The sequence below is a fragment of the Arthrobacter sp. Y3221114 genome (assembly GCF_059092625.1).
This window is the reverse complement of record NZ_JBNHHW010000001.1, coordinates 12,378-38,332: the sequence shown is the minus strand read 5'-3', so window position 1 is coordinate 38,332 and position 25,955 is coordinate 12,378. Positions and strand designations below refer to the sequence as shown.

The window sequence follows — 25,955 nt, the reverse complement described above, 5'->3', positions numbered from 1 at the left end:
TGTTCACCTGGTTCCGGGCCTTCCGTGTCCCCGTCCTGAGCAGCGCCGGGCGGCAAGCGTGGGTCGGGCTACCGCTGGCGGGAGAGCGCCCCCGCCACCAGGAACGCCATTTCCAGGGACTGCATGTGGTTCAGCCGCGGGTCGCAGACGGACTCGTAGCGGTCCAGGAAGGCGTTCTGATCGATGGGATCGGCGCCGCCGAGGCACTCCGCCACGTCGTCGCCGGTCATTTCCACGTGCAGGCCGCCCGGGAACGTGCCCAGTTCGTGGTGCACGTCGAAGAAACCGCGCACCTCTTCGATGACGTCGTCGAAGTTCCGGGTCTTGTATCCGTTGGGCGAGGTGACCGTGTTGCCGTGCATGGGGTCGGTCACCCAGAGCACCTTGGCACCGCTCTCGGTGACCCGCTTCACAAGCTCCGGCAGCTTATGGCGGATGTTGCCGGCACCCATCCGGGTGATGAAGGTCAGCCTGCCCGGCTCGCGCTGGGGATCAAGTTTGTCGATCAGCCGCAGGGCGTCGTCGGCGGACGTGGTCGGGCCCAGCTTGACGCCGATGGGGTTGCGCACCTTGGACAGGAAGTCCACGTGGGCGCCGTCCAGCTGGCGGGTACGTTCACCGATCCAGAGGAAATGCCCCGAGGTGTTGTACGGCAGACCGGTCCGCGAATCGATGCGGGTCAGCGCGCGCTCGTAGTCCAGCACCAGCGCTTCATGGCTGGCGAAGAACTCGACCCGCTTGAGGGCGTCGAAGTCGGCGCCGCAGGCGTCCATGAACTTCACGGCACGGTCGATTTCGCGTGCCAGTGACTCGTAGCGTGAATGTGCCGGATTGGCCGTGAAGCCCTTGTTCCAGTGGTGCACCAAGCGCAGGTCGGCGAAACCGCCCTGCGTGAACGCCCGAATCAGGTTCAGGGTGGAAGCGGACGTGTGGTACGCCTGCACCATCCGGCTGGCATCGTGGGCCCGGGACTCGGGGGTGAAATCGAAGCCGTTGACCATGTCGCCGCGGTAGGCCGGCAGCGTCACGCCTTCACGGGTTTCGTCGTTGGACGAGCGGGGCTTCGCGAACTGGCCGGCCATCCGGCCCATCTTAATCACGGGCAGCGAGGCGCCGTAGGTGAGCACCACGGCCATCTGCAGGATGGTCTTGACGCGGGCACTGATCTTGTCGGCGGTGGCTCCGCCGAAGGTTTCGGCGCAGTCCCCGCCCTGGAGCAGGAACGCTTTACCATCGGCAGCCAGGGCCAGACGCTCCCGCAGGACGTCGACTTCCCCGGCAAAGACCAGCGGCGGCAGGGAGTTCAGCTCGGCAACGGAGGACGCGTAGACCGAGGGATCGTGCCAGGTGGGCTGCTGCACCACCGGCAGCTCTCGCCAGTCATCCAGACCGGGATAGTCCGCTGCCGTCGGCAGCTGGTCGGGAACGGAAGAAATGAAGGTTGTATCGGTCACCCTTCAATCGTAGACCTGCGGCTTCGCTGGCTTCACGTGAAGAGGTCATGGGCGGCCACATGGGCGTCACATTCCGACGGCGTCAGCGCCGGCGCTTCCGGCCGGATCCGGGGACTGCTCCCCCGGCGGCCGGGAGGCCGGCCGCAGCCGCTCCGTCCGCTTCGGCTTCGCCGCCTGCACCGCTCTGCCCGGCCGCTCTGTCGGCCGCGCTCTCGGCCGCGCTCTCGGGCAGGGCGCCGGAGAGTGTGGCGGCTGCGGCCTGGCCGGCAGCGGGCTCGTCCGCCTCGGACTGCGCCTCCCCCGGTCCGGCCGCGGCGGGTGCGGGTCCGGCGGCGGCGGGTGCCGGTCCAGCGGCGGCGGGTGCCGGTCCAGCGGCGGCGGGTGCCGGACCGCCGACAACCGTGATGGCTCCGGGCGCTTTGGCCTTTGGAGGCTCCGGTTGCTCCGGCGGCAGCCCGACGGCTGCGTGGCGCTGGCCTTCCGCCTTGGCAGGTTTGCGTGCGGTCAGCCTGGCCTTGACCGTGCTGGCGTACGAATCGACGTATTCCTGGCCGGAGAGCCGCATGATCTCGTACATGATCTCGTCGGTGACCGAACGCTGGATGAACCGGTCGTCTTCCAGCCCCTGGTAGCGGGAAAAATCCAACGGCTTGCCAATGATGATGCCCACCCGGCGGATGTTGGGGATGCGCCGGCCGATGGGCTGCACCTTGTCCGTACCGATCATCGCTACCGGGATCACCGGCACGCCGGTGTGCAGCACCAACTTCGCCACACCGGTCTTGCCTCGGTACAGCTTTCCGTCCGGGGACCGGGTGCCCTCCGGGTAGATGCCCAGCAGGCCGCCGTCCTGCAGCGCGTCCCGTCCTGCCAGCAGGGACGTGGCCGAGGCCGCTCCGCCGGATCGGTCCATTGGAAGCTGGTTGGTCATCCTGAAGAAAGCCGCGGTGAGCTTGCCCTTGACGCCTTTGCCGGTGAAGTACTCGCTCTTGGCCAGGAACACGACGGGCCGGGGCACCGCGAGGGGCAGGAAAATCGAGTCGGAGAAGGAAAGGTGGTTGCTGGCCAGCACCGCTGGGCCGCTGTCCGGAATGTTGTCCAGCCCCTTGACCCATGGCCGGAAGAGTAGCCGGACCACCGGTCCTACGACGATGGTCTTCATGAACCAGTAGAACACGTGTGCCTTTCCGTTCCGCCGCCGCCGGCCGGTTTACCAATACCGCTTGAGACTCTACTCCAGCTTTGCGTCTGCGTGGCTGCGCAGGATGGGGGTACCGGAGAAGGAACCGGCCGGCTATCGATGGCCGAACGGCTCCCATAATGACACGATAGTGCCATGACTTCTGTTGCCGACGGCGTCTTTTCCAGCCCCGGGCACGGCCCGAATTCCCGCGTCGGCGTCGTCCTGCTGCATGGTTTCACCGGTTCCCCGCGCAGTATGCGGGGGTGGGCGGAAAGCCTGGCCGATGCCGGCTTCGCGGTACGGTTGCCGCTGCTGCCCGGTCACGGCACCACGTGGCAGGATCTGGCCACATCCCGTTGGCAAAGCTGGTACGGGGCGGCCGAGCAGGCCTTTTCGGAGCTCGCCCGCGAGCGCAGCCACGTCTTCGTGGCCGGGCTGTCCATGGGCGGGGCATTGGCGCTGCGGCTGGCCGCGCACCGCCCGGTCGCCGGCCTGCTGCTGGTCAACCCGGGTCTCACCATCGCGGACCCGCGGGCGCCGCTCACGGGCCTGTTGAAGTACGTCCTGCGCTCGGTGCCGGCCATTGGCAACGACATCAACAAGCCGGGCATGGATGAGGGCGCCTACGAACGCACTCCGGTGGCTGCCGCGCACCAGCTGGGCCAGCTCTTCAAGACGGTCGTGGCCGATCTGCCCCGCGTCACTGCTCCGACACTCGTTTTCCGCTCCGCGGTGGACCACATAGTCCCGGAATCTTCCATGCATGTGCTCCGGCGGCGGATCGGCACGGACCGGCTGGAGGTGGTGCCGCTGGCGGACAGCTATCACGTGGCCACCATGGACCACGACGCCGACCTGATCTACCGCCGGTCGGCCGAATTCATCCAGGCCACTGCGGCCACGTCACTGGGGCAGACGGGAGCCACCCATGCCCGGGCATGACCAGGACCGGGACGACGCCGCCTGGCGGGATCTGGTGGCCCGGCTGGAAGAGACAGACTCCGGGAGCGCGGACGGCACGCCTCCGGACCGGCCCGCTGCCGGCAACGGTGCCGATCCCCAACGCCTGCGCGAGATTTTCGAGAACCGCCTGCCGGAGGTCCCGGCGCATGAAGCCCCGCCCGGCCCGCGGGATTACACCGTCGCGGAACCGGACGACGACGAGGGCTACGTGCCGCCGGAACCTGCTCCCTTGGGCGCAGGCGAACCGCTGCTGGTACTGGCGTGGATCGGGGCTGTGGGGGCTCCGCTGGGCCTGCTGCTGACCGCCATGTTCTGGCCCGGCGCACCCTTCACTGCGGTACTGGCGCTGGTGGCCCTCTTCGTGGCCGCTGCCGTCTACCTGGTCTTCCGGCTGCCGAAGGAACGCGACGGGCACGACGACGGCGCGCGGGTCTAGCGATTGGCCGTGGAATCAGGTGGAAGCGCCGCGGGCCAGGTCCGCGGCGCCGATCATTCCGGCCTTCGGCCCCAGGCCAGCCAACCGCACGTCCGCCACCGGCCGGAACCCGCGGCCGGTCAGGTTCCGCTCCAGCGCATGGCGGGCCGGCTCCAACAGCAGGTCGCCGGCTTCGCACAGCCCGCCGCCGATCACGAACATGCCGGGATCCAGCGCCGCGGCAAGATTGGCCAGCCCCAGCCCCAGCCATTCCCCGGCCTCTTCCAGCAGCCGGATGCTGGCAGGGTCGGCCCGTTTCGCCTGGTCCGTCACCACCGCACCGGTGATGTCATCCACCACCCCGCCCGCGGCCTGCAGCCAGCGCTGGGCCACCGGGGAGTTCGCCGCGGCCAGCTCCCGGGCCTCGCGTCCCAGGGCATTGCCCGAGGCGTATTGCTCCCAGCAGCCGCGGTTTCCACACGCGCAGCGGTGCCCGCCGGGCATGATGACCTGGTGGCCGAATTCCCCGGCAACACCCCACCGGCCACGCTCCAGCCGGCCATCCATCACCATGGCTCCGCCGATGCCGGTGCCCAGGGTGATGCAGACCAGACGCCGCTCTCCCGTTCCGGCACCAAAGCGGAACTCGCCCCAGGCGGCGGCATCGGCGTCGTTGACCACGGTGACGGGCCGGCCCAGCAGCCGCTCCAGGTTGTCCCGCAGCGGTTCGTTCCGCCACGCCAGGTGCGGGCTGAACAGCACGGTCCCGCCGGCAAGATCCATCCACCCCGCCGCTCCGACGCCCACCGCGGCGACGTGGTGGTCCGCCGCCAACTCCCGCACCAACGTCGCGATGAGGTGTTCCACGTGCCGCGGATCGCGTCCTGGCGTGGGGCGGACCAGCTCAGCGACGACGCCCCCGGACCGGTCCACGGCCGCGGCCGCCACCTTGGTGCCGCCGATGTCTATCCCCACCGCCAGGGCGCTGTTCTCCACCAGACCATCTTAAGCAGCCCATCCAGGCTGGGGGCTTAGGCGAGGAGCGGGCCGACCCGTTACCGTTTCGTAGGTTACCTGCCAATATCCGCTGTGATTTAGGTTATAGGCTAAAAGGAACCTCCATCAGGGAGGCTATACCGAGCTGGCCACAGCTGAAGAAGTGAGGAGCTATCGTGCGCGAATACAGCGTGCCCGTCCTGGTTGACGTTCCACGGGATGCCAATATCGCCGGCCTGGTGGTTGAGCAGGCGCAGAAGGCATCGAATCCGGCCTTGTTTTCCCGCAAGGACTCATCCGGGAAGTGGCAGGACATCCGTGCCACTGAGTTCCTCGCGGACGTGACCCGGTTGGCCAAGGGGCTGGTCTCCAGCGGCGTTCAGCCGGGAGACCGGGTAGGCATCATGGCCCGAACACGTTATGAATGGTCCCTTGTGGACTTCGCCATCTGGTTCGCCGGCGCCGTGTCGGTGCCGATTTACGAAACCTCCTCTCCCAGCCAAATCGCCTGGATCCTCGGCGATTCCGGTGCCGTGGCAGTCTTCGCGGAAAGCGCCTCCCATGAGGCGAAGATCCGCCAGGCCGCCCTCAACGAAGGCTTGGAGGACCTGAAACACGTGTGGCAGCTGGGCGAGGAGTCGCTGGACGCGCTCCGCGCCGCCGGCCGGGATGTTCCCGACGCCGCCGTGGAGGAACGCCGTACGGTCGCAGGCCTGGACGACCTCGCCACGATCATCTACACCTCCGGCACCACCGGCCGGCCCAAGGGCTGTGAACTGACCCACGGAAACTTCGTGGAGCTATCCAAGAACGCCGCGGCGGCGCTGCCGGAAGTGGCCCACGAGGGCGCACAGACCATCATGTTCCTGCCGCTGGCCCACGTCTTCGCGCGGTTTGTCTCCGTCCTGTGCGTCGCCGTGGGTGCCACCGTGGCGCATACTCCGGACATCAAGAACCTGCTGCCGGATCTGCAAAGCTATCGGCCAACCTTCATCCTGGCTGTCCCGCGGGTGTTCGAAAAGGTCTACAACAGTTCCATGCTCAAGGCGGAAGATGGCGGCAAGGGCAAGATCTTCCATGCTGCCGCGGACACGGCCGTCGCCTGGTCCCGGGCCGATGAAGCCGGCAAGGTACCGCTGATGCTCAAGCTAAAGCACAAGCTCTTCGACAAGCTGGTGTACCACAAGATCCGTGAGGCGATGGGCGGTCGGGTCGAGCACGCGGTCTCCGGCGGCGGTCCGTTGGGCGAACGGCTGGGGCACTTCTTCCACGGCATCGGCCTTTTGGTGCTGGAAGGCTACGGCCTGACCGAAACCACGGCCCCGGTGTCGGTTAGCACCCCCAAACTGGTCAAGATCGGCTCGGTCGGGGCCCCGCTGCCCGGAAACGCCGTCAAGATCGCCGACGACGGCGAGATCCTCGCCAAGGGCGTCTGTGTGCTTCGCGGCTACTACAACCGTCCCGACCTCTCCTCCGAGGCCTTCGAAGACGGCTGGTTCCGCACCGGTGACATCGGCGAACTGGACGCCGACGGTTTCCTGCGCGTCACCGGCCGGAAGAAGGAAATCATCGTCACGGCCAGCGGCAAGAACGTTGTCCCGGCCCAGCTCGAAGACCAGATCCGCGCCGATGCGCTGGTTTCCCAATGCGTGGTGATCGGCGACAACCGGCCGTTTATCTCCGCGCTCATCACCTTGGACGAGGAGGCGCTGCCCGGCTGGCTGGACCGCCACAACCTGCCCGCCGGCACCACGATGGACCAGGCAGCCGACCACGAAGTCGTGAAGGCGGCAATCCAGGCGCTCATCGACCGGGCCAACCAGACCGTCTCCCAGGCGGAAGGGATCAAGTCCTTCCGGATCATCCCGTCCGACTTCACGGAAGCATCGGGGCACCTGACACCGTCGCTGAAGATCAAGCGGGCGCAGGTGCTGGCCGATTTCGACGAGTACGTGGAGCAGATTTACGCCGGCGTGCGTCAGTAACCTTGCCGGACACGCAGGGCCGCGGCTTCAGCCGCGGCCCTGCGTGTCTCTTCCCGGGTGCGTGCCTCCGGCCCTAGGCCGGGTCGATGACCAGAAGCAGGTCTCCGCCCTGGACCTGTTCGACGGCGGAGACCGCCAGCCGCGTGACGGTGCCTCCGGCGGGAGCCGTGATGCCGGCCTCCATCTTCATCGCCTCGATGGTGGCCACGGTGTCGCCCGCCTTGATGGTGTCGCCGACCTTGACGACGACGGTGACTGCGCCCGCGAACGGAGCCGCCACGTGTCCCGGCTGGGCGGGGTCGGCCTTCTCCGCGACCTTGACCTCGGATTCCACGCTGGCGTCGCGCACCATCACATTGCGCTGCTGGCCGTTGAGCGTGCAGTGCACGGTGCGCATGCCCTTCTCATCCGGCTCCGAGATGGCCCCCAGCATGGCGATCAGGCGGACGCCCTTTTCGAGCTCGATCACGTGTTCGGTTCCCGGCTGCAGCCCGTACAGGTAGTCCAGCGTGTCCAGCACGGACACGTCGCCGTACGTTTCCCGGATTTTCTCGAACTCCTTGGCCGGGCCGGCAAACAGCAGCCGGTTCAGGGCCGCACGCCGGGTGGCCGGGTCCGCGGCCAGCGCTGCCGAGTCCTCGGCCGTCAACTCCTCGTTGCGCGGTTTGATATTGCGCCCCGCCAAGGCCTTGGTGCGGAACGGCTCCGGCCAGCCGCCGGGAGGATCGCCCAGCTCGCCGGAGAGGAAGCCGATGACGGAATCGGGGATATCGTACTTCCCCGGGTCGGACGCGAACTCCTCGGGATCGACGTTTGCGCCGACCAGCTGGAGGGCCAGGTCGCCCACTACCTTGGACGACGGGGTCACCTTCACCAAGCGGCCCAGGATCTTGTCCGCGGCGGAGTACATGTCCTCGATCGCCTCGAACCGCTCCCCGAGTCCCAGCGCGATGGCCTGCTGCCTGAGATTGGAGAGCTGGCCGCCCGGAATCTCGTGCGCATACACGCGGCCGGTCGGCCCCGGCAGCCCCGACTCGAACGGGGCATAGACGCGGCGGACCGCTTCCCAGTAGGGCTCCAGCGAGCCCACGGCGGCCAGGTCCAGGCCGGTGTCGCGTTCGGTGTGCGCCAACGCCGCGACCAGCGCCGACATGGGCGGCTGGCTGGTGGTGCCGGCCATGGCCGCGCTGGCGACGTCGACCGCGTCTGCACCGGCATCGACGGCGGCCAGCAGCGTCGCCAGCTGGCCCCCGGCCGTGTCGTGGGTGTGCACGTGCACCGGCAGGTCGAAGCGCTCGCGCAGCGCGGTGACCAGCTTCGCCGCGGCCGCCGGGCGCAACAAACCGGCCATGTCCTTGATCGCCAGGATATGCGCCCCGGCGTCAACGATCCGCCCGGCCAGCTCCAGGTAGTAATCCAGCGTGTACAGGTCCTCCGCCGGATCCAGCAGGTCTCCGGTGTAGCAAAGCGCTACTTCGGCCACGGCCGTTCCGGTCTCCCGCACGGCCCGGATCGCAGGTTCCATCTGGGAGACATCGTTGAGCGCATCGAAAATCCTGAAGATGTCGATGCCGGTGGCGGCCGCTTCCCGGACGAACGCCGTGGTGACTTCCTCCGGGTACGGGGTATAGCCGACCGTGTTCCGTCCGCGCAGCAGCATCTGCAGGCAGATGTTCGGCATCGCCTGGCGGAGCGCCGCCAGGCGCTCCCACGGGTCCTCGCCCAAAAACCGCAGCGCGACATCGTAGGTTGCGCCGCCCCACGCCTCGACCGAGAGCAGCTGCGGGGTGAGGGCCGAGACGGCGGGTGCGGCGTTGAGCAGGTCCTTGGTGCGCACCCGGGTGGCCAGCAGCGACTGGTGGGCGTCACGGAAGGTCGTATCCGTGACCGCCACGGCTGTCTGGGCCCGCAGCGCGGCCGCGAACTTCTCCGGGCCCAGCTGCTGCAGCCGCTGCCGGGAGCCGGACGCCGGAACGGCTGTCAGCGCACCGGTGGCCTCCAGCGCCTGCCTGGCGGGTTCGGGCAGCTTCGCCACCGGTGCCGTGGACACGGGCAGCTCGCCGTGCGGCTTGTTGACGGTGACGTCCGCCAGCCAGGTGAGCAGCTTGGTGCCGCGGTCGGCCGAGACACGGGCCCTGAGCAGTTCCGGCCGCTCGTCGATGAACGAGGTGGCGACGTTGCCGGCCAGGAAGTCCGGATCCTCCAGCACCGCCTGCAGGAACGCGATGTTGGTGGAGACGCCGCGGATGCGGAACTCGGCCAGGGCACGCTTGGCGCGGGCGGCCGCCGTCGCAAAGTCGCGGCCGCGGCAAGTGAGCTTGACCAGCATCGAGTCAAAGTGCGGGCTGATTTCGGCACCGGTGTAGATGGTGCCCCCGTCCAGCCGGACGCCGGCGCCGCCGGCCGACCGGTAGGCGGTGATCTTGCCCACGTCCGGACGGAATCCGTTGGCCGGGTCCTCGGTGGTAATACGGGACTGCATGGCGGTGCCGTTGACGGACACGGCCTGCTGGGACAAGCCCAGGTCGGCCAGGGTCTCACCTGCGGCAATGCGCAGCTGGGACTGCACCAGATCGACGTCGGTGATCTCCTCGGTCACCGTGTGCTCGACCTGGATGCGGGGGTTCATCTCAATGAAGACATGCTGCCCGGCCCGTTCACCGACCGTGTCCACCAGGAACTCAACCGTGCCGGCATTGGTGTAACCGAGCGCTTGCGCGAACTTGACCGCGTCCCGGTACAGTGCCTGCCGGATGCCCTCGTCCAGGTTGGGTGCGGGGGCGATTTCGATGACCTTCTGGTGTCGGCGCTGGAGCGAGCAGTCGCGTTCGAAGAGATGCATGACGTTGCCCTGACCGTCGGCCAGGATCTGCACTTCGATGTGGCGCGGCCGCAGCACGGCCTGTTCAAGGAATACGGTGGGATCACCGAAGGCGGTGTCGGCTTCCCGCATGGCGGCCGCGAGGGCGTCCGGAAGTTCATTGCGGCTGTCGACCCGCCGCATGCCGCGGCCGCCGCCGCCGGCAACTGCCTTGACGAAGATCGGGAAGCCGATCTCCTCGGCTTCGACCAGCAACTTCTCCGGATCCGCACTGGGTTCGGTGGACTTCAGCACCGGGATCCCGGCCTTGCGGGCTGCCTGCAGGGCGTGGACCTTGTGCCCCGCGAGCTCCAGCACCTCGGCCTTTGGGCCGACAAAGGCGATGCCGGCACCGGCAGCGGCGCGGGCCAGCTCCGGGTTCTCGGACAGGAACCCGTAGCCGGGGTAGATGGCGTCCGCGCCCGATTCCTTGGCGACCCGAATGATCTCGTTGACGTCGAGGTAAGCCCGGACTGGATGCCCCTGCTCACCGATCAGATACGCTTCGTCGGCCTTTTGCCGGTGGATCGAGTTGCGGTCCTCGTACGGGAACACCGCCACGGTTTTGGCGCCCAGCTCATAGGCCGCGCGGAACGCCCTGATGGCGATTTCGCCACGGTTGGCTACCAGGATCTTTTCGAACATTTCACTCCTGCATCGTTGCCGGGTCCGGACTTTGTGGGTGAAGCACGACCGTCCGGCGCCGGCGCCGGCGGACTCCAGTGAGCCAAGTCTCACGGACGGCCCGTTGCACTGGCAAGCCAGTGTTGCACAGATCACGCACTGTGGCCGTCCTTACGGTCCGCATGTTACGGCGCCGGCGGCGAAACGCCCCGACGGCGCGGGTGGCACGGTGTGCTGCGGCGCTCCACTTATGATGAATAGGGTGCCGTGAAGACAGGTCCGGCGCAGAAGCCCCACGACTCGATACGTTAGGTTTTGGTTTTTACGTGCAAGTAGTGAGCATCAGCAGCCTCAAGGGCGGGGTCGGCAAGACCTCGGTCACGCTGGGCCTGGCCTCTGCGGCGCTGGCAGCGGGAATCCCCACGCTGGTCATCGACTTGGATCCGCACGCTGACGCGACCACGGGACTCGGCGTCAAACCGTCCCGCCAGACCGACGTCGGCCGGCTCCTCAAGAACGCGCGCAAAGCCGATCTGCGGGCCAACGTCGCCCCGAGCGGCTGGGTGGCGTCAGCGGATTCCGGCAGCGCGCCGGCTGCCGGGCGGAAGGTTCTCGACGTCGCCATCGGTTCTGCCTACTCCGGCATCTACGACCGGCCCGATCTGAGCCGCCGGGACCTGCGCAGGCTTTCCACCGTGCTCTCCCGGGTCAATGATTACTCTCTGGTGCTCATCGACTGCCCGCCGTCGCTCAACGGACTGACGCGCATGGCGTGGACGGCGAGCACCCGGGTGCTGCTTGTGGCCGAGCCAAGCCTCTTCTCGGTGGCCGGCACCGAACGCACCATGCGGGCCATCGATTTGTTCCGGGAAGAATTCGCCCCGGACCTGAAGACGGCCGGGGTGGTGGCCAACCGTGTCCGGCCCAGCTCCAATGAGCACGGTTACCGGCTGGCGGAAATGCAAACCATGTTCGGCGACCTGCTGCTCTCCCCCACCATCGCGGAGCAGGCGAACTGGCAGCAGATCCAGGGTGCGGCGCATTCCGTCCACCAGTGGCCGGGTGAATCGGCACGGCAGGCGGCCGAGCTTTTCGACGAGCTGCTCAGGAACCTGACCGACTCCGGGCGGATGCGCAGCCGCGCGCTCCGCCGCCAGCCCAGCTGACGGCCAGGCTGGCGGCCCGGTTGGCAGCGGGTCCCGGCCCGGCGGCAGGGACCGCCTGGATCGCACCTTAAAGTACGGGAGGGGCTCAGGTTTCCCCGGAGCCCCTCCCGCTGTTTAAGCCGTTGTTATCGCTCAGCTGATCTTGCGCGCAGCGCGCCGGCGGCTCAGCTCGTCGTCGGGAAAGTCCTGCTCCTCTGCGGCATGTTCGCTGGGGAGCTCCGCGAGGCTGCCTTCGACCTCCCGCCACACCCGGCCGACAGCGATGCCGAAGACGCCCTGTCCGCCCTGGACCAGGTCGATGACCTCGTCTGCGGAGGTGCACTCGTAGACGCTGGCCCCGTCGCTCATGAGGGTGATCTGGGCCAGGTCTTCCACGCCGCGTTCGCGCAGGTGGCCAACGGCGGAGCGGATCTGCTGCAGCGAGACGCCGGTGTCGAGCAGGCGCTTGACCACTTTCAGGACCAGGATGTCGCGGAAGCTGTACAGGCGCTGGGAGCCGGAGCCCGATGCGCCGCGCACGGCGGGTTCCACCAGTCCAGTGCGTGCCCAGTAGTCCAGCTGCCGATAGGTGATGCCGGCCGCCTTGCATGCCGTGGGACCGCGGTAGCCGGCGTCCTCGTCCAGTACGGGCAGGTCTTCGGTGAACAGCAAGCCCTGGGCACTTGCGGGTATGGCAGCGCCGGTCTGCAGAGCGTGCGGCATCTCGCCCGCATCACCTTTAGGACTCACGTGAACCCTCCTTGTCGAAGTTCCCTGTGGGGAATGAGCATCGCAGTCAGCCCAGAGGTCTGGTCTAAGTCTGCCCTGAGTTGGCCTGCGCTGCAATGGGAACTGTATGCTTCGACGTTAGAACGGCGGGGGCCGCCGGTCAAAGACGCTGGCTTTTTTGCTGCGGCGTGTCGGATGCCCGGACCCGGGACCGGCGGTTGGGGCGCCGGGCCAGAGGCCGGCGTCGGCTATTTCTCGAAGTCCTCGGGCTCCACGTCGGCCAGGAATTCCCTGAACTCGCGCAACTGGCTTTCCGCGGTCTCCTGCGCCTGGCCGTCGGATTCCTCGTCGTCGGCCGCTTCGGCGATCTTGACCCCGGCCTCATCCATCACCTCGTCCGCGCAGTAGATCGGGCAGGGCACGCGCAGTGCCACAGCGATGGCGTCCGAGGCGCGGGAGCTGACGGTGGCCCCGCCGTCGAACACCAGCTCGGCAAAGAAGACGGTGTCCTGGACCGTCACCAGGCGGACTTCAGTGATGCGCCGGCCGAGCACGTCGACGACGTCGCGCAGCAGGTCGTGGGTCATGGGGCGCGGCGGTTTGATGCCCTGCTGGGCGAACGCAATCGCGCTGGCTTCCGGCGCCCCGATCCAGATGGGTATGTGTCGTTCGCCGTCGGTTTCCTTGAGCAGCACCAGCGGCTGGTTCGACGGGAGTTCAATGCGGACTCCGACAACCTCGAGTTCGAGCATGGCTTCTCCGTTCAGCGGTCCATTTGGGCCAGGTGCCCGTGAACCAGCGCAGTGTGCAGGTTCAAACACAGATCGCTGATTTCCTTGGCGGCTTCCGCGGCACGCGCCCGGGAGGCGACGTCGCGCCGGGACGCCAGCGGTGCCACGGCGCGCTCCACCAGCCCGACCTCGCGGTCCGCGGCGGCCCGGAACGGACGGAGGTGCCGCGGTTCGATCCCATGGCTGCCCAGCTGCGTGCAGGCGCGCACGACCTTGAGTGCGTGTTCATCGAAACAGGCATCGTGGGCGTTGATCAGCCCGTAGGCGAGAAGGTCGTCCACGAGCTCCGCGGAGGCTCCGCTGATCTGCAGCAGTTCGGCCCGCGTAAACGCCCGGCCCCGTCCATTGAGTTCTGCCGCCAGCGGTTCCGAGACCATCCGGGGAGCCAGGGTCATGCCGCCGGGAAGGGCTTCCGGCCGCTCGCCACGGTCTATCGCGTCGAGGTAATCCTTGATGACCTTGAGCGGCAGGTACTGGTCGCGCTGAAGGGCCAGCACAAAACGGAGGCGTTCAACGTCCTGGGTGGTGTACTTCCGGTAGCCGGCCGGCGTGCGTTGGGGACTGATCAGCCCTTTTTCCTCCAGGAAGCGGATTTTGGAAGCCGTGATCTGCGGGAACTCCTCGGTCAGCTGTTGCAGCACCTCGCCGATATTGAGGACGCTGCTGCGGTACCCCTCCCGGGACGACCCGAGGGTGCGCCGTGCTGGCTGGGACCCGGGCACAGGTTAGCCCTGCCCCTTTGCCGCCGTGCCTGCGTAGTAGGTCAGGCGGAACTTGCCGATCTGCACCTCATTGCCTGTCCGCAACTGCAGGCTGTCCACGCGGTCGTTGTTGACGTAGGTGCCGTTGAGGCTGCCGGAGTCCACCACCATGAAACCGTCGCCGGAGCGGCGGAATTCCACGTGCTTGCGCGACACCGTGACGTCGTCAAGGAAGATGTCCGCCTCCGGGTGCCGGCCGGCCGTGGTGACGTCCTGGTCCAGCAGGAACCGCGCCCCGGCGTTCGGGCCGCCGTGGGCTATCAGCAGCGCCGACCCAGCAGGCAGCGCCAGCACCGATGCTTCCTCCTCGGAGGTAAGCCTCGGTTTGGCGACGTTAACCAGCGTCTGCGGCGGCAAAGAGATGGATGTGGTTTCCGCGTTCGCCTCCGGGTTCCGGCCGTCGCCGTTCCCGCTGTTTGTGGCGTTACGAGCTTCGCCCACCATCAATAGTTCCTCCCGTAGAAATGTAGCGGCCAACCGGTTCAGGACCGGTTGGCCGTCGTGTGGCTCCGGTAGCTCCTAGCCTACCTGCTGTTCATACTCCGGGGCACTGAGCAGAGTCTCCAGCGCTGCCGGATCCGAAAGCTTGACCTCCAGCAGCCACCCCTCCCCGTACGGATCGGAGTTGATCAGGGCGGGGTCGGACTCCAGCGCGTCATTGACGGCCGCGACTTCGCCGCTGACGGGAGCGTAGATGTCGCTGACGCTCTTGGTCGATTCCACCTCGCCGATGACCTCATTGGCGGTAATGGAAGAGCCGGCTTCCGGCATCTGCACGTAGACCACGTCGCCGAGGGCGTCCTGTGCGAAGTCAGTGATGCCCAGGCGCACCGTGCCCTCGGCGTCCGCGGCAGCCACCCACTCATGCTCGGCTGTGTACTTCAGGTCGGCAGGAATATTGCTCATCGGTTGCCTTTCTCGCACCATGGACGGCCAGTTGCTGCGGCAGGGATCCGTTCCCCGCCATCGCTGAAAGTATAGGCATAGAGGGCCTTGCACAAGCCAATGGAAAAGGGACCCGGCCCTCGCGGACCGGATCCCTTGCTGTCGGGTTGACAGGATTTGAACCTGCGACCCCTTGACCCCCAGTCAAGTGCGCTACCAAGCTGCGCCACAACCCGAAGTTCCGCCTTCATGCAACCGGCGGAACCACCTCAAATACTGTACAGCATTTTTCCTTGCGCCATGACCACCGGCGCCCCCGCGGGGCGGTGGCGCCGGTGCCCGGACCGCGCGCCGGGGCCGGATCAGTGCTTGCGGGACCGCTTCTCGCGCACCCGCATGCTGACCTCGATCGGGGTGCCTTCGAAGCCGAATGTTTCACGCAGCCGGCGGGTGATGAAGCGGCGGTAGCCGGGGTCCAGGAAACCGGTGGTGAACAGCACGAACTTCGGCGGCCGGGAGGAAGCCTGCGTGCCGAACAGGATGCGCGGCTGCTTGCCGCCGCGCACCGGGTGCGGGTGGGCCGCGACCAGCTCGCCCAGGAAGGCGTTGAGGCGGCCGGTGGGGATGCGCTTGTCCCAGGATTCGAGGGCGCGGTCCAGCGCCGGGACCAATTTGTCCTTGTGCCAGCCGGTCTTGGCCGAGATGTTCACCCGGGGCGCCCAGTCCACGTGGGCCAGGTCCTGCTCGATCTCGCGTTCGAGGTACCGGCGGCGGTCGTCGTCCAGCAGGTCCCACTTGTTGAAGGCGAGCACCAGCGCCCGGCCGGAATCGATGGCCAGCTGCAGGATGCGCACATCCTGCTCGCTGAGCACTTCGTCCACGGCCAACAGCACGACGGCGACCTCCGCCTTTTCGAGCGCTGCCTGCGTGCGGAGCGAAGCATAGAAGTCGGCACCTTGCTGCATGTGCACGCGGCGGCGGATCCCGGCCGTGTCGACGAAGCGCCACGTCCGCCCGCCCAGTTCGATCATTTCGTCGACCGGATCGCGCGTGGTGCCGGCGATCGAGTCGACGACCACCCGCTCGCTGCCGGCCAGCTTGTTCAGCAGCGACGATTTGCCCACGTTCGGACGGCCGATCAGCGCGACCCGGCGGGGCCCCCCGGTGCGTTCCAGCCCCCCATACGCGGAGAACTCCGGCAGCACCTCCATGACGGCGTCCAACATGTCGGCCGTGCCCCGGCCGTGCAGCGCCGATACGGGATAGGGCTCGCCGAAACCGAGGCCCCAGAGGGTGGCGGCTTCGGCTTCCTGGGCCATGTCGTCCACCTTGTTGGCCACGAGGATGACCGGCTTCTTCTTGCGCCGGAGCATCTTCACCACTGCTTCGTCGGTGGCTGTGGCCCCAACGTTGGCGTCGACGACCAGCAGGACGGCATCGGCCATGTCCACCGCGATTTCGGCCTGGTCGGCGACGCGGGCGTGGATGCCGCGGGCATCATGCTCCCAGCCGCCGGTGTCCACCAGGGTGAAGGGGCGTCCGTTCCAGTGGGCCGAGTAGGAGACCCGGTCGCGGGTGACGCCGGGCGTGTCTTCGACCACTGCCTCGCGCCGGCCCAGGATCCTGTTCACCAGCGTCGACTTGCCCACATTGGGCCGGCCGACGATGGCCAGCACGGGCGCCACCCGCAGCGGTTCGTCTTCGGGGACGGGCTCTCCGGCCGCGGCCAGCAGCGCGGCGTCCTCGTCGTCAAGGTCGTAGTCGGCCAGGCCGGCGCGCAGCGACGCGGCGCGCAATTCGGCTTCGGCATCATCGAGCTCAAGCATGTGCTCGGCGATCTGGTCCTCGCCCGCCGGACGGTATTCCTCGTCGGCCGGCCGGTCCGCCGGGGAGGATCCGGGCTGGGTGTCACTCATCGTCTGTTCCTTCTGGGTAGGCAGCAAGCCGATTGTCGTCGCGGGCGTGGTTGGCCGGAAGCGGCTGCCCGGTGAACGCCACGCTGTGCCGGCAATGGCCGGACAGCTGCCGGCGGATCTCTTCGGCTGCAGTGTCCATTGAAACACGGCCGGACACCGAGGGCAGCCGCCGGCAGGTCTCCGGGGAGACGAACGCCACGTGGAAAACGCGGCCGCGGCGAGGGGTAGCATCCCGCTGCCGCCGGTGATCCGCACCGGTGCCGGCGCCGGCTGGTTCAGTGGGCGGCATGCCGCACGACGGCGAGCACCGCTTCGACGGTTTGTTCGAAATCCAGATCGGAGGAGTCCACGGTGAAGACGCCGTCGGCGGCCTCGGAGAAGTTCACGACCGTCGAATCCTTCGCGTCGCGGGCCAGCACCTGCTCGTGCAGGTCGGCGTCGCTCTGCGTCCCGCCCAGCTGGAGGCCGCGCCGGCGCAGCCTCGCCTCTTCGCTGGCGGTCAGCAGCAGCCGCACCTCGGCGTCGGGAGCAACCACCGTGGTGATATCGCGGCCCTCGGCAACGATCCGGCGGCCGGAATCGGCGATGATCTGCTGCTGGCGCCGGACCAGCTCGGCCCGCGCCCCCAGCGTGGTGGCCACGGCGCTCACGGATGCGGAGATTGACGGCTCGCGGATCTCGTCGGTGATGTCCGTCGAGCCGATGCGCACATACTCGTCGTCGGGATGGGTGCTGATCTGCAGGTCGACGTCCTTGCTGGCCTGCTCGACGGCCGCCGCATCCGCCAAGTCCACACCGGTGTTGACGCAGTACCAGGTCACGGCCCGGTACATGGCGCCGGTGTCGAGATAGGACGCGTGCAGCCGGCGGGCGGCTTCCTTGCTGACGGACGACTTTCCGGAGCCCGACGGCCCGTCGATGGCAACCACCAGCGCCTTGCCCTGCCGGTAACGAGCCATATCCACTTCCGCCGCGCTCATTGCACAACCTTCCATCCGTGTGAAGTCAAATAATCAATCAATTCGTGCCGCTTGCCGGGCAGCACGGCGAGCTCCGCCAGCCCCACCGGCTGGCCGGCCGAGTGCTCCAGGCGCAGGTCTTCCAGGTTGATGCCCACCTCGCCGATCTCGGTGAGCAGGCGGGCGATTTGGCCCGGCGTATCGTCGACCAGGACGGTCAGCCACGCGAACGCCTGCGGAGGGGCACCGTGCTTGCCGGGAATCCGAGCCTGGCCGGCGTTGCCCTCGCTGATCAGCTGGGCCAGGTCCAACCGGGAGCCGTCGGCCTCGGGGTGCTCAAGCGTCGTGATCAGCCGTTCCAGGTCCTCGCGGACGCCGTACAGGATGTGCACGAGCCGGGACGCGTTCGCGCCGAGGATCTGCACCCACAACGCCGGGTCGCTGGCCGCGATCCGGGTGACGTCGCGCAGGCCCTGGCCGGAAAGGGACAAGGCGTGCGCCGGCGTGTCCTGCAGCCGGCTGGCCAGCAGCGACGACATCACCTGCGGCAGGTGCGAGATCAACGCCACGGAGGCGTCATGTTCGTCGGCCGACATTTGGGAAACCACCGCGCCCAGGTCGATCGCCAGCGCGTGTGCGGTCTTCACCGCACCCGGCAGGGACAACTCCGATGGGCACAGGACCCACGGCATCGACGTGAAGATCTCGCCGCGGGCCGCGACCGGGCCGGATTTTTCCCGTCCCGCCATCGGGTGGGTGCCCACGTAACGGCCAAGGTCCGCCTCCCCCAGGTCCGGATCCTTGGCCAGCGCCTCGAAGACGGCCGTCTTGACGCTGGCAATATCCACGACGACGGCGTCCGGGTAGTCGCGCAGGGCCCGCGACACGACGGCGGCGGTGACATCCGGCGGCGCCGCGACGACGACCAGCTGGGGTTCCACCCTCTCCCCGGCGGGCAGGATCCGTCCGGCACCGATGTCCTGCGCCACGGCCTGGGCCGACGGCGACGGGTCCGAGAGCAGGACATCGATACCACGGGCACGCAGGCCAAGCCCGATGCTGGCTCCGAGCAGCCCGGTCCCGATCACCAGGACCGGACCGGACAGATGGGTGGCCTGCGCGTGTGCTGGGTTCACCGGCTACATCCCCACCAAGGCCAGCAGATGCCCTGCTTCCTGGCGGCCCAGGGCGCGGATGCTGCCCTGTCGCTGATCACCCAGCCGGATGGGGCCGAACTGGATCCGGACGAGCCGTTCCACGGGGTGGCCGACGGCGTCGAACAACCGGCGCACGACGCGGTTCTTGCCCGAATGCAAAACGACTTCCACCAGGACATGTCCCGGCGTGGAGTCGACCAGCTTGAACGAATCGACCGAGGACACGCCGTCTTCCAGTTCGATTCCGGATTTCATCCGCGCCCCGACGCCGTGCGGCATGGGCCCGCGGACCTGCACCAGGTACGTTTTGGGGACCTCGTAGGACGGGTGGGTGAGGCGGTTGGCGAGTTCGCCGTCGTTGGTCAGCAGCAGCAGGCCTTCGGTGGCCTGGTCCAGCCGGCCCACGTGGAACAGCCGCTGGCCCTGTTGCGGCTTGAGGTAGTCGCTGATGCAGGGGCGTCCTTCCGGATCCTCCATGGTGGAGACGACGCCCTTGGGCTTGTTGAAGACCAGGTACGTGAGCGTTTCATCCATCTGGACGCGGATACCGTCCACATGGATCACGGCGCGGGACGGGTCGACGCGCACGCCGAGTTCGCGCACGACCACGCCGTCCACTTCGACCCGGCCGGCCTGGATCAATTCTTCGCACACGCGGCGGGAGGCTACACCGGCCCCGGCGAGGACCTTCTGCAGGCGCACTCCCTCGGGATCGTGCAGCTCGGAGGACGCTCCCGCTCCCGCCCGCGAGGGACGGCCCGGACGGCTGACCGGTCCGAGGTTCTGGCCGAAGCGCTCCCGCCCGAAGGGCTGCGGGCCGGCGGGACGCTGCGGCTTCCCGCCGCGTGACTTGCCGGCACCGGCCTTGCCGCCGGCCTTGCCGCCGGCCGGTTTGCCTGGCTTTCCTGCGCCCGGACCGGCCGTCGACGGCTTGCGGCTGCCGTGCTTGGCCGCGCCGGGGTCGGCCGGACCGCGGCGGGCTCCCGGCTGACCGGAGCTCTTGCCGAACTCGTTACGGCCCTGGTCCCGTCCGGCCGCGCCGGACCGGTCGCCGCCCGGCTTGCCGGCACCGGTCCGGCCCGCGCCGCCGGACCCCTGACCGAGCCGGCCGCGTCCCTGGGCGGAACCGCCCTGCGGACGGCGCTCAGCATCGTCCGGCCGGCGGCCGTCGCCCGGACGTTTTCCGCCGCGGGGGTTGTTCCGTCCGGAACCGGAACGAGGCGGTTGTGTCATGGTGGATCCTTACCCGTGGAAACTACTGCAATGGTCTGCTGCTGCCGGAGGCCGGCAGCCTAGAGCGAAGCGTCGTCGTACTCGGACAGGTTTTCCAGCCCCGGCAGATGCGGGGCGATCTCCGGCAGTTCGCCGATGCTTCCTATCCCCAATCTTTCCAGAAAATAAGAGGTGGTCCGGTACAGGATGGCTCCGGTCTCCGGATCGGTGCCGGAATCCTCGATGAGTCCGCGCTGAGTCAGCGTACGAACCACGGAATCGACATTGACCCCTCGAATCGCCGAAACGCGGGCCCGCGAGACCGGCTGCCGGTACGCAATGACGGCCAGCGTCTCCAACGCGGCCTGGGTCAACCGCGCGGTCTGGCCTTCCAGCACGAAGCGGGACACCAGCGGCGCGAAATCACTGCGCGAAAAGATCCGCCAACCGCCGGCGATGTTGCGCAGCTCAAAGCCCCGCGGCTCCGCGGCGGGCCTGCCGGGTGCACTGCCGTCGTAATCCCGCTGCAGGTCCAGCAGCAGGGCCCGGACGGTGTCCACCGGCAGGGCCAGTGCTGTGGCCAATTCAACATCGGTGGCCGGTTCGTCGATCACCATCAGGACCGCTTCCAAGGCGGCGCGGGCACCGCCCGGCAACGCCTCCACGTCGATCCGGGGCCCGGCCGATTCCTCCAGCGGATCAGTCATCGCGTCCCTCCGTTCCGTCCGTGGCCGTGTCGGCCGCCGGTGCGTTGTCATATTCTTCGCTGAGGCTATCGCCGGTCCAATCCGTATCCGGGCCGGTCCAGCGGACCGTCAGCTCGCCGAGCGGCGCAACCTGGTCGAACGCGATGACGCCGTCGCGGAACATCTCCAACAGCGCCAGGAACCGCGCAACCACCACCAGCGCGCCGTCCGCGTCATCGGTGAGCGCACGGAACGACAGCGGCCGGCCCGCCTGCAGGCGTGCCCCAAGGATGGCCGCCTGCTCCTTCACGCTGACCGGCGGCGCATGCAGGTGCGCGAGCCCCACCTGGGTCGGCGCGGGCTCCTTGGGCTCCAGTGCTTTGGCCGCAAGGGCGGCAAACTCCGCCAGCGGCGTGCGCCACACGAGCTCGGGCAGCAACGCCGCGAACTGCGGCTCCAGCGCAACCTGCCGCGGGAAGCGTTCTGCCTCCCGGGCCAGGCGCTGGCCCAGCAGGGCCGCGATTTCCTTGAAGGCCTTGTACTGCAGCAGCCGGGCGAAGAGCAGGTCCCGGGCCTCGAGCAGGGCGATGTCCTCGTCGTCCTCCACCTCGCCGGTAGGCAGCAGCCGGGCGGCCTTCAGGTCCAGCAGGGTCGCCGCGATCACGAGGAACTCGCTGGCTTCGTCCAGGGCCTTGTCGTTGCCGTCGGCCTGCAGGCGGCGGATGTAGGAGATGAACTCGTCGGTGACGCGGGCAAGCGCCACTTCCGTGATGTCCAGTTCGTGCTTGGAAATCAGCCCCAGCAGCAAATCGAACGGCCCGCTGAAATTGTCCAGGGTGACGGCGAAGCCCGCCGGCTTCCGGTCGCCCTCCTGGACGCCGGTCACGGAGTCCTGCCGTGCCGGGGCACCGCCCGCCGGCACCGTCCCTGCCGGGACTGTCCCTGCCGGCGCCGGCCTCATCAGGGGGCGCCGCCGCGGGCGATGAGCTCCTTGGCCAGATCGCGGTAGGCGGTCGCGCCGGCGTGGTTGCCCGCGTAGCTGGTGATCGGTTCAGCGGCCACGGTGGCATCGGCGAACTTGATGGTGCGCTTAATCACGGTTTCGAAGACCTTGTCGCCGAACGCTTCCAGCAGCCGGCCGATGACCTCGCGGCTGTGCAGGGTGCGGGCGTCATACATGGTGGCCAACACGCCGTCGATCTGCAGGCGCGGGTTCAGCCGGTCCTGGACTTTTTCGATGGTCTCCACCAACAGCGCCACCGCGCGCAGGGCGAAGAACTCGCAGATGAGCGGAATGATCACGCCGTGGGCTGCGGTGAGCGCGTTAACGGTCAGCAGGCCCAGCGAGGGCTGGCAGTCAATCAGGATGACGTCGTAGTCGTCCTCGACCTTGCGCAGCGCGTGGGCCAAAACCTGTTCGCGCGCCACCTCGTTGACCAGTTGCACCTCCGCGGCCGAGAGGTCGATGTTGGCCGGCAGCAGGTCGATGTTTTCCACGTCCGTGGCTTGGATCGCCTCGCGGATGTCGGTCTTGCGGTCCATCAGCACGTTGTAGACGGTCAGGTCCAACTCATGCGGATTGGTGCCCAGCCCCGCGGACAGGGCGCCCTGCGGGTCGAAATCGACCAGCAGGACCTTGCGGCCGACCTCGGCCAGGGCTGCGCCGAGGTTGATGGTGGACGTGGTCTTGCCGACCCCGCCCTTTTGGTTGACCATGGCCACGATTCGCGCGGGACCATGGGACGTCAGGACGGGCGGTTCTGGGAACTCGGTCAGCGGCCGCCCGGTCGGGCCCAGGACATCCTCGTCCGCTTGCCGCAGAGTGGTTGTCGAACCTTGTTCGCTGCTCACGTATCTAACCCAGCTTCCATCGTTTCGCTGCCGTTCTTCTTCCTGACAAGGTTACAGTGACCGTCCTGTTATCGATCGAAAGGCGGCTGATGACCGGCGAGCCTTTAGCTTCAAGTAGAGGTCTAACGTTCAGCGCCCTGGGTGGGGTAGAAGACCCGCTTCGAGAGCCCGGCGGCGCACCGATGTATACAAACTCGGCGCTTTTTCCGCTTTTCGCGCACGACTGACGCAACTGTGTATACACTGGCACCATGAAGCGGAACTTGCGTGCCGGCGAACGGGCGTACTGGTCGCTGCGCGAGGACATTGTGGAATGGCGGCTGCCTCCGGGTACCGTCCTGGCCGAGGTGGAACAGGCCGCCCGGCTGGGCATCTCCCGCACCCCGCTCCGCGAGGCGTTGGGCCGGCTGACCGCGGAAGGGCTGACGACGCCCCACACCGGACGCGGGGTCGTCGTCGCCGATGTCTCGCTGGAGAACGTCACCGAGCTCTTCGAACTGCGCACGGCGTTGGAGTGCCAGGCGACGGCTTTGGCCGCCAAACGCGGCGAACCGGCCGAATTCCGGCGGCTGCAGCAGGAATTCCTTGCGGCTGCCGAGGCCATGCGCGGCGCCGTGCCGGATCCGCAGGACTACTACGAGTTGGCCGGCAGGCTGGACGCCGCAGTGGACCGCGCCGCTGCCAACACCTACCTCCGCCAAGCGATGGCCAACCTGCGCGTCCACTTGGTGAGGATCCGCCGGCTCGCGCGGGACAACCCGGCCCGCCTGCTGGCGTCGGCGGCCGAACACGCCAATATCGCCGGCGCCATCGCAGACGGCGACAGCCAGGTGGCAGCCGCGGCCACCCGCATCCATCTCCACCAGAGCCTTGAACACTTCAAGACCACCGATCCGAAACACCGGACCGACCTGCCAGCCGAGAGGACAGCCTGAATGACCGTCAAGCACCACGTTCGCGTCTACCGCAGCGAAGAGAACCTGCCGCGCGAGGACCAGCTAGCCCAGAAGATTGCCCGGGTAGCCACCGACCCGGTGGAGGTTACCGACGACGTAGCCGAGATGGTCATCAACCGGATCATCGACAATGCCTCGGTGGCGGTCGCCTCCCTGAACCGCGGGCCGATTATCGCCGCACGGGCGCAGGCGCTGAGCCACCCGGTCTCCGGCGGCGGCAAGGGCGCCGGGGTCTTCGGCGTCGCCGGGAAAACCTCCCCGGAGTGGGCGGCCTGGGCCAACGGCGTGGCCGTGCGCGAACTGGATTACCACGACACGTTCCTGGCCGCCGACTACTCGCACCCGGGCGACAATATCCCGCCGATACTCGCGGTGGCCCAGCACGTCGGCGCGGGTGGCCGGGATTTGATGCGCGGCATCGCCACCGGTTACGAGATCCAGGTGGACCTGGTCAAGGCCATCTGCCTGCACAAGCACAAGATCGACCATGTTGCCCATTTGGGCCCGTCGGCCGCCGCCGGCATCGGCACGCTGCTGGGCCTGGACGTGGAGACCATCTTCCAGGCTGTCGGCCAGGCGCTCCACACGACGACGGCGACGCGCCAATCCCGCAAGGGCGAAATCTCCACCTGGAAAGCCCACGCACCGGCCTTCGCCGGCAAGATGGCCGTGGAAGCCGTGGACCGGGCCATGCGCGGACAGACCTCTCCCGTGCCGATCTACGAGGGCGAGGACGGAGTCATCGCCTGGCTCCTGGACGGCCCCGACGCCTCCTACGACGTCCCGCTGCCGGCCCCGGGCGAGCCCAAGCGCGCCATCCTGGACACCTACACGAAGGAGCACTCGGCCGAGTACCAGGCCCAGGCCTGGATCGACCTGGCCCGCAAGCTGCACCGCGCGCACCCGGAAGCCACCCGCGCCGAGAACGTGAAGTCGGTGCTGATCAAGACCAGCCACCACACGCACTACGTGATTGGTTCCGGCGCGAACGATCCGCAGAAGTACAGCCCCGCGGCGTCCCGCGAAACACTGGACCATTCGATCCCCTATATCTTCACGGTGGCCCTGCAGGACGGCGCCTGGCACCACGTTGACTCGTACGCCCCCGAGCGGGCCGCCCGACCGGACACCGTGGCGCTGTGGCAGAAGGTCACCACCGAAGAAGACCCCGAGTGGACCCGCCGCTACCATTCGTTGGACGTCTCCGAGAAGGCATTCGGCGGCTCCGTGGAGATCACCCTGGCCGACGGCACGGTCATCACCGACGAAATCGCCGTGGCCGATGCCCACCCGCTGGGCGCCCGCCCGTTCGCGCGGGAACAGTACGTCAACAAGCTGCGTACGCTGGCGGCTGGAATCGTCGACGAGGCTGAAATCGACAGGTTCCTGGCCGCTGCCGAGCGCCTGCCCGAACTCGCCGCCGGTGAGCTCGACCAGCTGAATATCCAGGCAGCCGGCGGGGTCATCGACCTCGCGGCCGGACCGAAGGGGCTGTTCTAAATGCTTTACTCTGCGACCACCCCGGAGCAGAAGCGCCGGACACTGCGCGAGGGGCTGGCTTCCGGGGAGCTGCAGCAGTTCCCCGGCGCGTTCAATCCCCTCTCGGCGCGGCTGATCCAGGAGAAGGGGTTCGACGGCGTGTACATCTCCGGCGCCGTGCTGGCCAACGACCTGGGATTGCCGGACATCGGCCTGACCACGCTGACCGAAGTCGCTGCCCGGGCCGGCCAAATCGCGCGGGTGACCGACCTGCCGGCCCTGGTGGACGCCGACACCGGCTTCGGCGAACCCATGAACGTGGCCCGCACCATCCAGGAACTGGAGAACGCGGGCCTGGCCGGCTGCCACATCGAGGACCAGTTCAATCCCAAGCGCTGCGGCCACCTGGACGGCAAGAACGTGGTGGACCTGGAGACCGCGAGCAAGCGGATCCGCGCCGCCGCGGACGCCCGCCGGGACGAAAACTTCCTGATCATGGCGCGGACCGATATCCGAGCCGTCGACGGCCTGGCTGCCGCCCAAGACCGTGCCCGCGCGCTGGTCGACGCCGGCGCCGACGCCATCTTCCCGGAAGCCATGAGGACACTGGAGGAATTCGCTGCCATCCGCGAAGCAGTTGACGTGCCCGTGCTGGCCAACATGACCGAGTTCGGCAAGAGCGACCTGTTCACCGCGGACCAGCTGTCGTCCGCCGGGGTCACCATGGTGATCTATCCGGTCACTCTGCTGCGCAGCGCCATGGGCGCGGCCGAGCGGACCCTCGACGCCATCAAGGCCGACGGGACCCAGCAATCGCAGGTCGCGGACATGCTCACCCGTGCGCGTTTGTACGAATTGGTGGATTATGAGGCGTATAACCAATTCGACACCTCTGTATTCAATTTCCCGGTGCCCGGCCGGCACTGACCACAAGACATAGGAGTCGCC

22 protein-coding genes, 1 tRNA gene and 1 pseudogene are annotated in these 25,955 nt (G+C 67.9%); 7 read left to right on the top strand and 17 right to left on the bottom strand.

The features are described from left to right. Positions 1-68: 68 nt before the first annotated feature. Complete coding sequence (locus AC5RV3_RS00180) at positions 69-1,454, bottom strand: class II 3-deoxy-7-phosphoheptulonate synthase (RefSeq protein ID WP_494120467.1); 1,386 nt, start codon at positions 1,452-1,454, stop codon at positions 69-71. Positions 1,455-1,944: 490 nt separating this feature from the next. Beyond that, positions 1,945-2,631 (bottom strand): annotated as a pseudogene (locus AC5RV3_RS00175) (lysophospholipid acyltransferase family protein); the annotation flags it as partial. A gap of 159 nt (positions 2,632-2,790) precedes the next feature. Here AC5RV3_RS00175 and AC5RV3_RS00170 point away from each other — a divergent pair. Both AC5RV3_RS00170 and AC5RV3_RS00165 read left to right on the top strand, forming a co-directional pair. Further along, complete coding sequence (locus AC5RV3_RS00170) at positions 2,791-3,579, top strand: alpha/beta hydrolase (RefSeq protein ID WP_494120466.1); 789 nt, start codon at positions 2,791-2,793, stop codon at positions 3,577-3,579. Further along, positions 3,566-4,036 carry a hypothetical protein gene (locus AC5RV3_RS00165; RefSeq protein WP_494120465.1) on the top strand — a complete coding sequence of 157 codons (471 nt, stop codon included), beginning with the start codon at positions 3,566-3,568 and terminating at the stop codon, positions 4,034-4,036. The genes AC5RV3_RS00170 and AC5RV3_RS00165 overlap by 14 nt, the downstream gene beginning before the upstream one ends. Positions 4,037-4,051: 15 nt before the next feature. Here AC5RV3_RS00165 and AC5RV3_RS00160 read toward each other — a convergent pair whose 3' ends face one another. Then, complete coding sequence (locus tag AC5RV3_RS00160) at positions 4,052-5,011, bottom strand: ROK family glucokinase (protein WP_494120464.1); 960 nt, start codon at positions 5,009-5,011, stop codon at positions 4,052-4,054. A gap of 176 nt (positions 5,012-5,187) precedes the next feature. On the opposite strand from AC5RV3_RS00160, the gene AC5RV3_RS00155 reads away from it, so the two are divergent. Continuing rightward, complete coding sequence (locus tag AC5RV3_RS00155; protein ID WP_494120463.1) at positions 5,188-6,996, top strand: AMP-dependent synthetase/ligase; 1,809 nt, start codon at positions 5,188-5,190, stop codon at positions 6,994-6,996. A 73-nt stretch (positions 6,997-7,069) separates the two neighbouring features. On the opposite strand, the gene AC5RV3_RS00150 is transcribed toward AC5RV3_RS00155, so the two are convergent. Beyond that, entirely contained in the window at positions 7,070-10,501 is a 3,432-nt protein-coding gene (locus tag AC5RV3_RS00150) for a pyruvate carboxylase (RefSeq protein WP_494120462.1), read from the bottom strand. Between the two features lie 305 nt (positions 10,502-10,806). Here AC5RV3_RS00150 and AC5RV3_RS00145 point away from each other — a divergent pair, with 305 nt between their 5' ends. Then, positions 10,807-11,646 (top strand): ParA family protein, encoded by an 840-nt coding sequence (locus AC5RV3_RS00145; RefSeq protein ID WP_494120461.1) that lies wholly within the window; start codon positions 10,807-10,809, stop codon positions 11,644-11,646. 132 nt (positions 11,647-11,778) lie between these two features. Here AC5RV3_RS00145 and AC5RV3_RS00140 read toward each other — a convergent pair whose 3' ends face one another. The 13 genes from AC5RV3_RS00140 to AC5RV3_RS00080 all read right to left on the bottom strand — a co-directional run bounded on the left by AC5RV3_RS00140 (position 11,779) and on the right by AC5RV3_RS00080 (position 22,572). Next, entirely contained in the window at positions 11,779-12,375 is a 597-nt protein-coding gene (locus AC5RV3_RS00140; protein ID WP_493999446.1) for a MerR family transcriptional regulator, read from the bottom strand. Positions 12,376-12,602: 227 nt separating this feature from the next. Beyond that, a complete protein-coding gene (locus tag AC5RV3_RS00135) occupies positions 12,603-13,106 on the bottom strand; it encodes a bifunctional nuclease family protein (RefSeq protein ID WP_494113528.1) in 504 nt (167 codons plus the stop codon). 11 nt (positions 13,107-13,117) lie between these two features. After that, on the bottom strand, positions 13,118-13,795 hold the full coding sequence (gene ftsR / locus AC5RV3_RS00130; RefSeq protein WP_494120992.1) for a transcriptional regulator FtsR: 678 nt from the start codon (positions 13,793-13,795) through the stop codon (positions 13,118-13,120). A gap of 75 nt (positions 13,796-13,870) precedes the next feature. Then, a complete protein-coding gene (locus AC5RV3_RS00125) occupies positions 13,871-14,350 on the bottom strand; it encodes an FHA domain-containing protein (protein ID WP_494113529.1) in 480 nt (159 codons plus the stop codon). A 75-nt stretch (positions 14,351-14,425) separates the two neighbouring features. Further along, positions 14,426-14,812 carry a glycine cleavage system protein GcvH gene (gene gcvH / locus AC5RV3_RS00120; protein ID WP_493977985.1) on the bottom strand — a complete coding sequence of 129 codons (387 nt, stop codon included), beginning with the start codon at positions 14,810-14,812 and terminating at the stop codon, positions 14,426-14,428. A 141-nt stretch (positions 14,813-14,953) separates the two neighbouring features. Continuing rightward, a tRNA-Pro gene (locus AC5RV3_RS00115) sits at positions 14,954-15,027 on the bottom strand. A 126-nt stretch (positions 15,028-15,153) separates the two neighbouring features. Further along, positions 15,154-16,707 carry a ribosome biogenesis GTPase Der gene (der, locus tag AC5RV3_RS00110; protein WP_494120460.1) on the bottom strand — a complete coding sequence of 518 codons (1,554 nt, stop codon included), beginning with the start codon at positions 16,705-16,707 and terminating at the stop codon, positions 15,154-15,156. 275 nt (positions 16,708-16,982) lie between these two features. Beyond that, the gene (cmk, locus tag AC5RV3_RS00105) at positions 16,983-17,687 is read right to left on the bottom strand and encodes a (d)CMP kinase (protein ID WP_494109104.1); all 705 of its coding nucleotides are present in this window, start codon (positions 17,685-17,687) and stop codon (positions 16,983-16,985) included. Next, positions 17,684-18,802: a prephenate dehydrogenase gene (locus AC5RV3_RS00100; protein WP_494120459.1), complete on the bottom strand. Its 1,119-nt coding sequence runs from the start codon at positions 18,800-18,802 to the stop codon at positions 17,684-17,686. Before AC5RV3_RS00100 ends, cmk begins: the two co-directional genes overlap by 4 nt. A 3-nt stretch (positions 18,803-18,805) precedes the next feature. Continuing rightward, on the bottom strand, positions 18,806-20,056 hold the full coding sequence (locus AC5RV3_RS00095; protein WP_494120458.1) for a pseudouridine synthase: 1,251 nt from the start codon (positions 20,054-20,056) through the stop codon (positions 18,806-18,808). 59 nt (positions 20,057-20,115) lie between these two features. Beyond that, positions 20,116-20,742 carry an SMC-Scp complex subunit ScpB gene (scpB, locus tag AC5RV3_RS00090; RefSeq protein WP_494120457.1) on the bottom strand — a complete coding sequence of 209 codons (627 nt, stop codon included), beginning with the start codon at positions 20,740-20,742 and terminating at the stop codon, positions 20,116-20,118. Next, complete coding sequence (locus tag AC5RV3_RS00085; RefSeq protein ID WP_494113757.1) at positions 20,735-21,682, bottom strand: segregation and condensation protein A; 948 nt, start codon at positions 21,680-21,682, stop codon at positions 20,735-20,737. Before AC5RV3_RS00085 ends, scpB begins: the two co-directional genes overlap by 8 nt. Next, the gene (locus AC5RV3_RS00080; RefSeq protein WP_493987502.1) at positions 21,682-22,572 is read right to left on the bottom strand and encodes a ParA family protein; all 891 of its coding nucleotides are present in this window, start codon (positions 22,570-22,572) and stop codon (positions 21,682-21,684) included. The genes AC5RV3_RS00085 and AC5RV3_RS00080 overlap by 1 nt, the downstream gene beginning before the upstream one ends. A gap of 263 nt (positions 22,573-22,835) precedes the next feature. On the opposite strand from AC5RV3_RS00080, the gene AC5RV3_RS00075 reads away from it, so the two are divergent. The 3 genes from AC5RV3_RS00075 to prpB are packed head-to-tail and all read left to right on the top strand — an operon-like array spanning position 22,836 to position 25,934. Then, on the top strand, positions 22,836-23,507 hold the full coding sequence (locus tag AC5RV3_RS00075) for a GntR family transcriptional regulator (RefSeq protein ID WP_494120991.1): 672 nt from the start codon (positions 22,836-22,838) through the stop codon (positions 23,505-23,507). Then, the gene (locus AC5RV3_RS00070) at positions 23,508-25,028 is read left to right on the top strand and encodes an MmgE/PrpD family protein (protein WP_494120456.1); all 1,521 of its coding nucleotides are present in this window, start codon (positions 23,508-23,510) and stop codon (positions 25,026-25,028) included. Further along, positions 25,029-25,934, top strand: coding sequence for a methylisocitrate lyase (gene prpB, locus AC5RV3_RS00065; RefSeq protein WP_494120455.1), 906 nt, complete (start codon positions 25,029-25,031; stop codon positions 25,932-25,934). Positions 25,935-25,955: the final 21 nt, after the last annotated feature.

Excerpts from the sequence above, each read along its gene's own strand:
- AC5RV3_RS00170 (WP_494120466.1), top strand. The coding sequence starts at position 2,791 with ATGACTTCTGTTGCCGACGGCGTCTTTTCCAGCCCCGGGCACGGCCCG.
- AC5RV3_RS00165 (WP_494120465.1), top strand. The coding sequence starts at position 3,566 with ATGCCCGGGCATGACCAGGACCGGGACGACGCCGCCTGGCGGGATCTG.
- AC5RV3_RS00150 (WP_494120462.1), bottom strand. The coding sequence starts at position 10,501 with ATGTTCGAAAAGATCCTGGTAGCCAACCGTGGCGAAATCGCCATCAGG.
- AC5RV3_RS00135 (WP_494113528.1), bottom strand. The coding sequence starts at position 13,106 with ATGCTCGAACTCGAGGTTGTCGGAGTCCGCATTGAACTCCCGTCGAAC.
- AC5RV3_RS00125 (WP_494113529.1), bottom strand. The coding sequence starts at position 14,350 with ATGGTGGGCGAAGCTCGTAACGCCACAAACAGCGGGAACGGCGACGGC.
- gcvH (WP_493977985.1), bottom strand. The coding sequence starts at position 14,812 with ATGAGCAATATTCCTGCCGACCTGAAGTACACAGCCGAGCATGAGTGG.
- der (WP_494120460.1), bottom strand. The coding sequence starts at position 16,707 with ATGAGTGACACCCAGCCCGGATCCTCCCCGGCGGACCGGCCGGCCGAC.
- cmk (WP_494109104.1), bottom strand. The coding sequence starts at position 17,687 with ATGAGCGCGGCGGAAGTGGATATGGCTCGTTACCGGCAGGGCAAGGCG.
- AC5RV3_RS00095 (WP_494120458.1), bottom strand. The coding sequence starts at position 20,056 with ATGACACAACCGCCTCGTTCCGGTTCCGGACGGAACAACCCCCGCGGC.
- scpB (WP_494120457.1), bottom strand. The coding sequence starts at position 20,742 with ATGACTGATCCGCTGGAGGAATCGGCCGGGCCCCGGATCGACGTGGAG.
- AC5RV3_RS00085 (WP_494113757.1), bottom strand. The coding sequence starts at position 21,682 with ATGAGGCCGGCGCCGGCAGGGACAGTCCCGGCAGGGACGGTGCCGGCG.
- AC5RV3_RS00070 (WP_494120456.1), top strand. The coding sequence starts at position 23,508 with ATGACCGTCAAGCACCACGTTCGCGTCTACCGCAGCGAAGAGAACCTG.
- prpB (WP_494120455.1), top strand. The coding sequence starts at position 25,029 with ATGCTTTACTCTGCGACCACCCCGGAGCAGAAGCGCCGGACACTGCGC.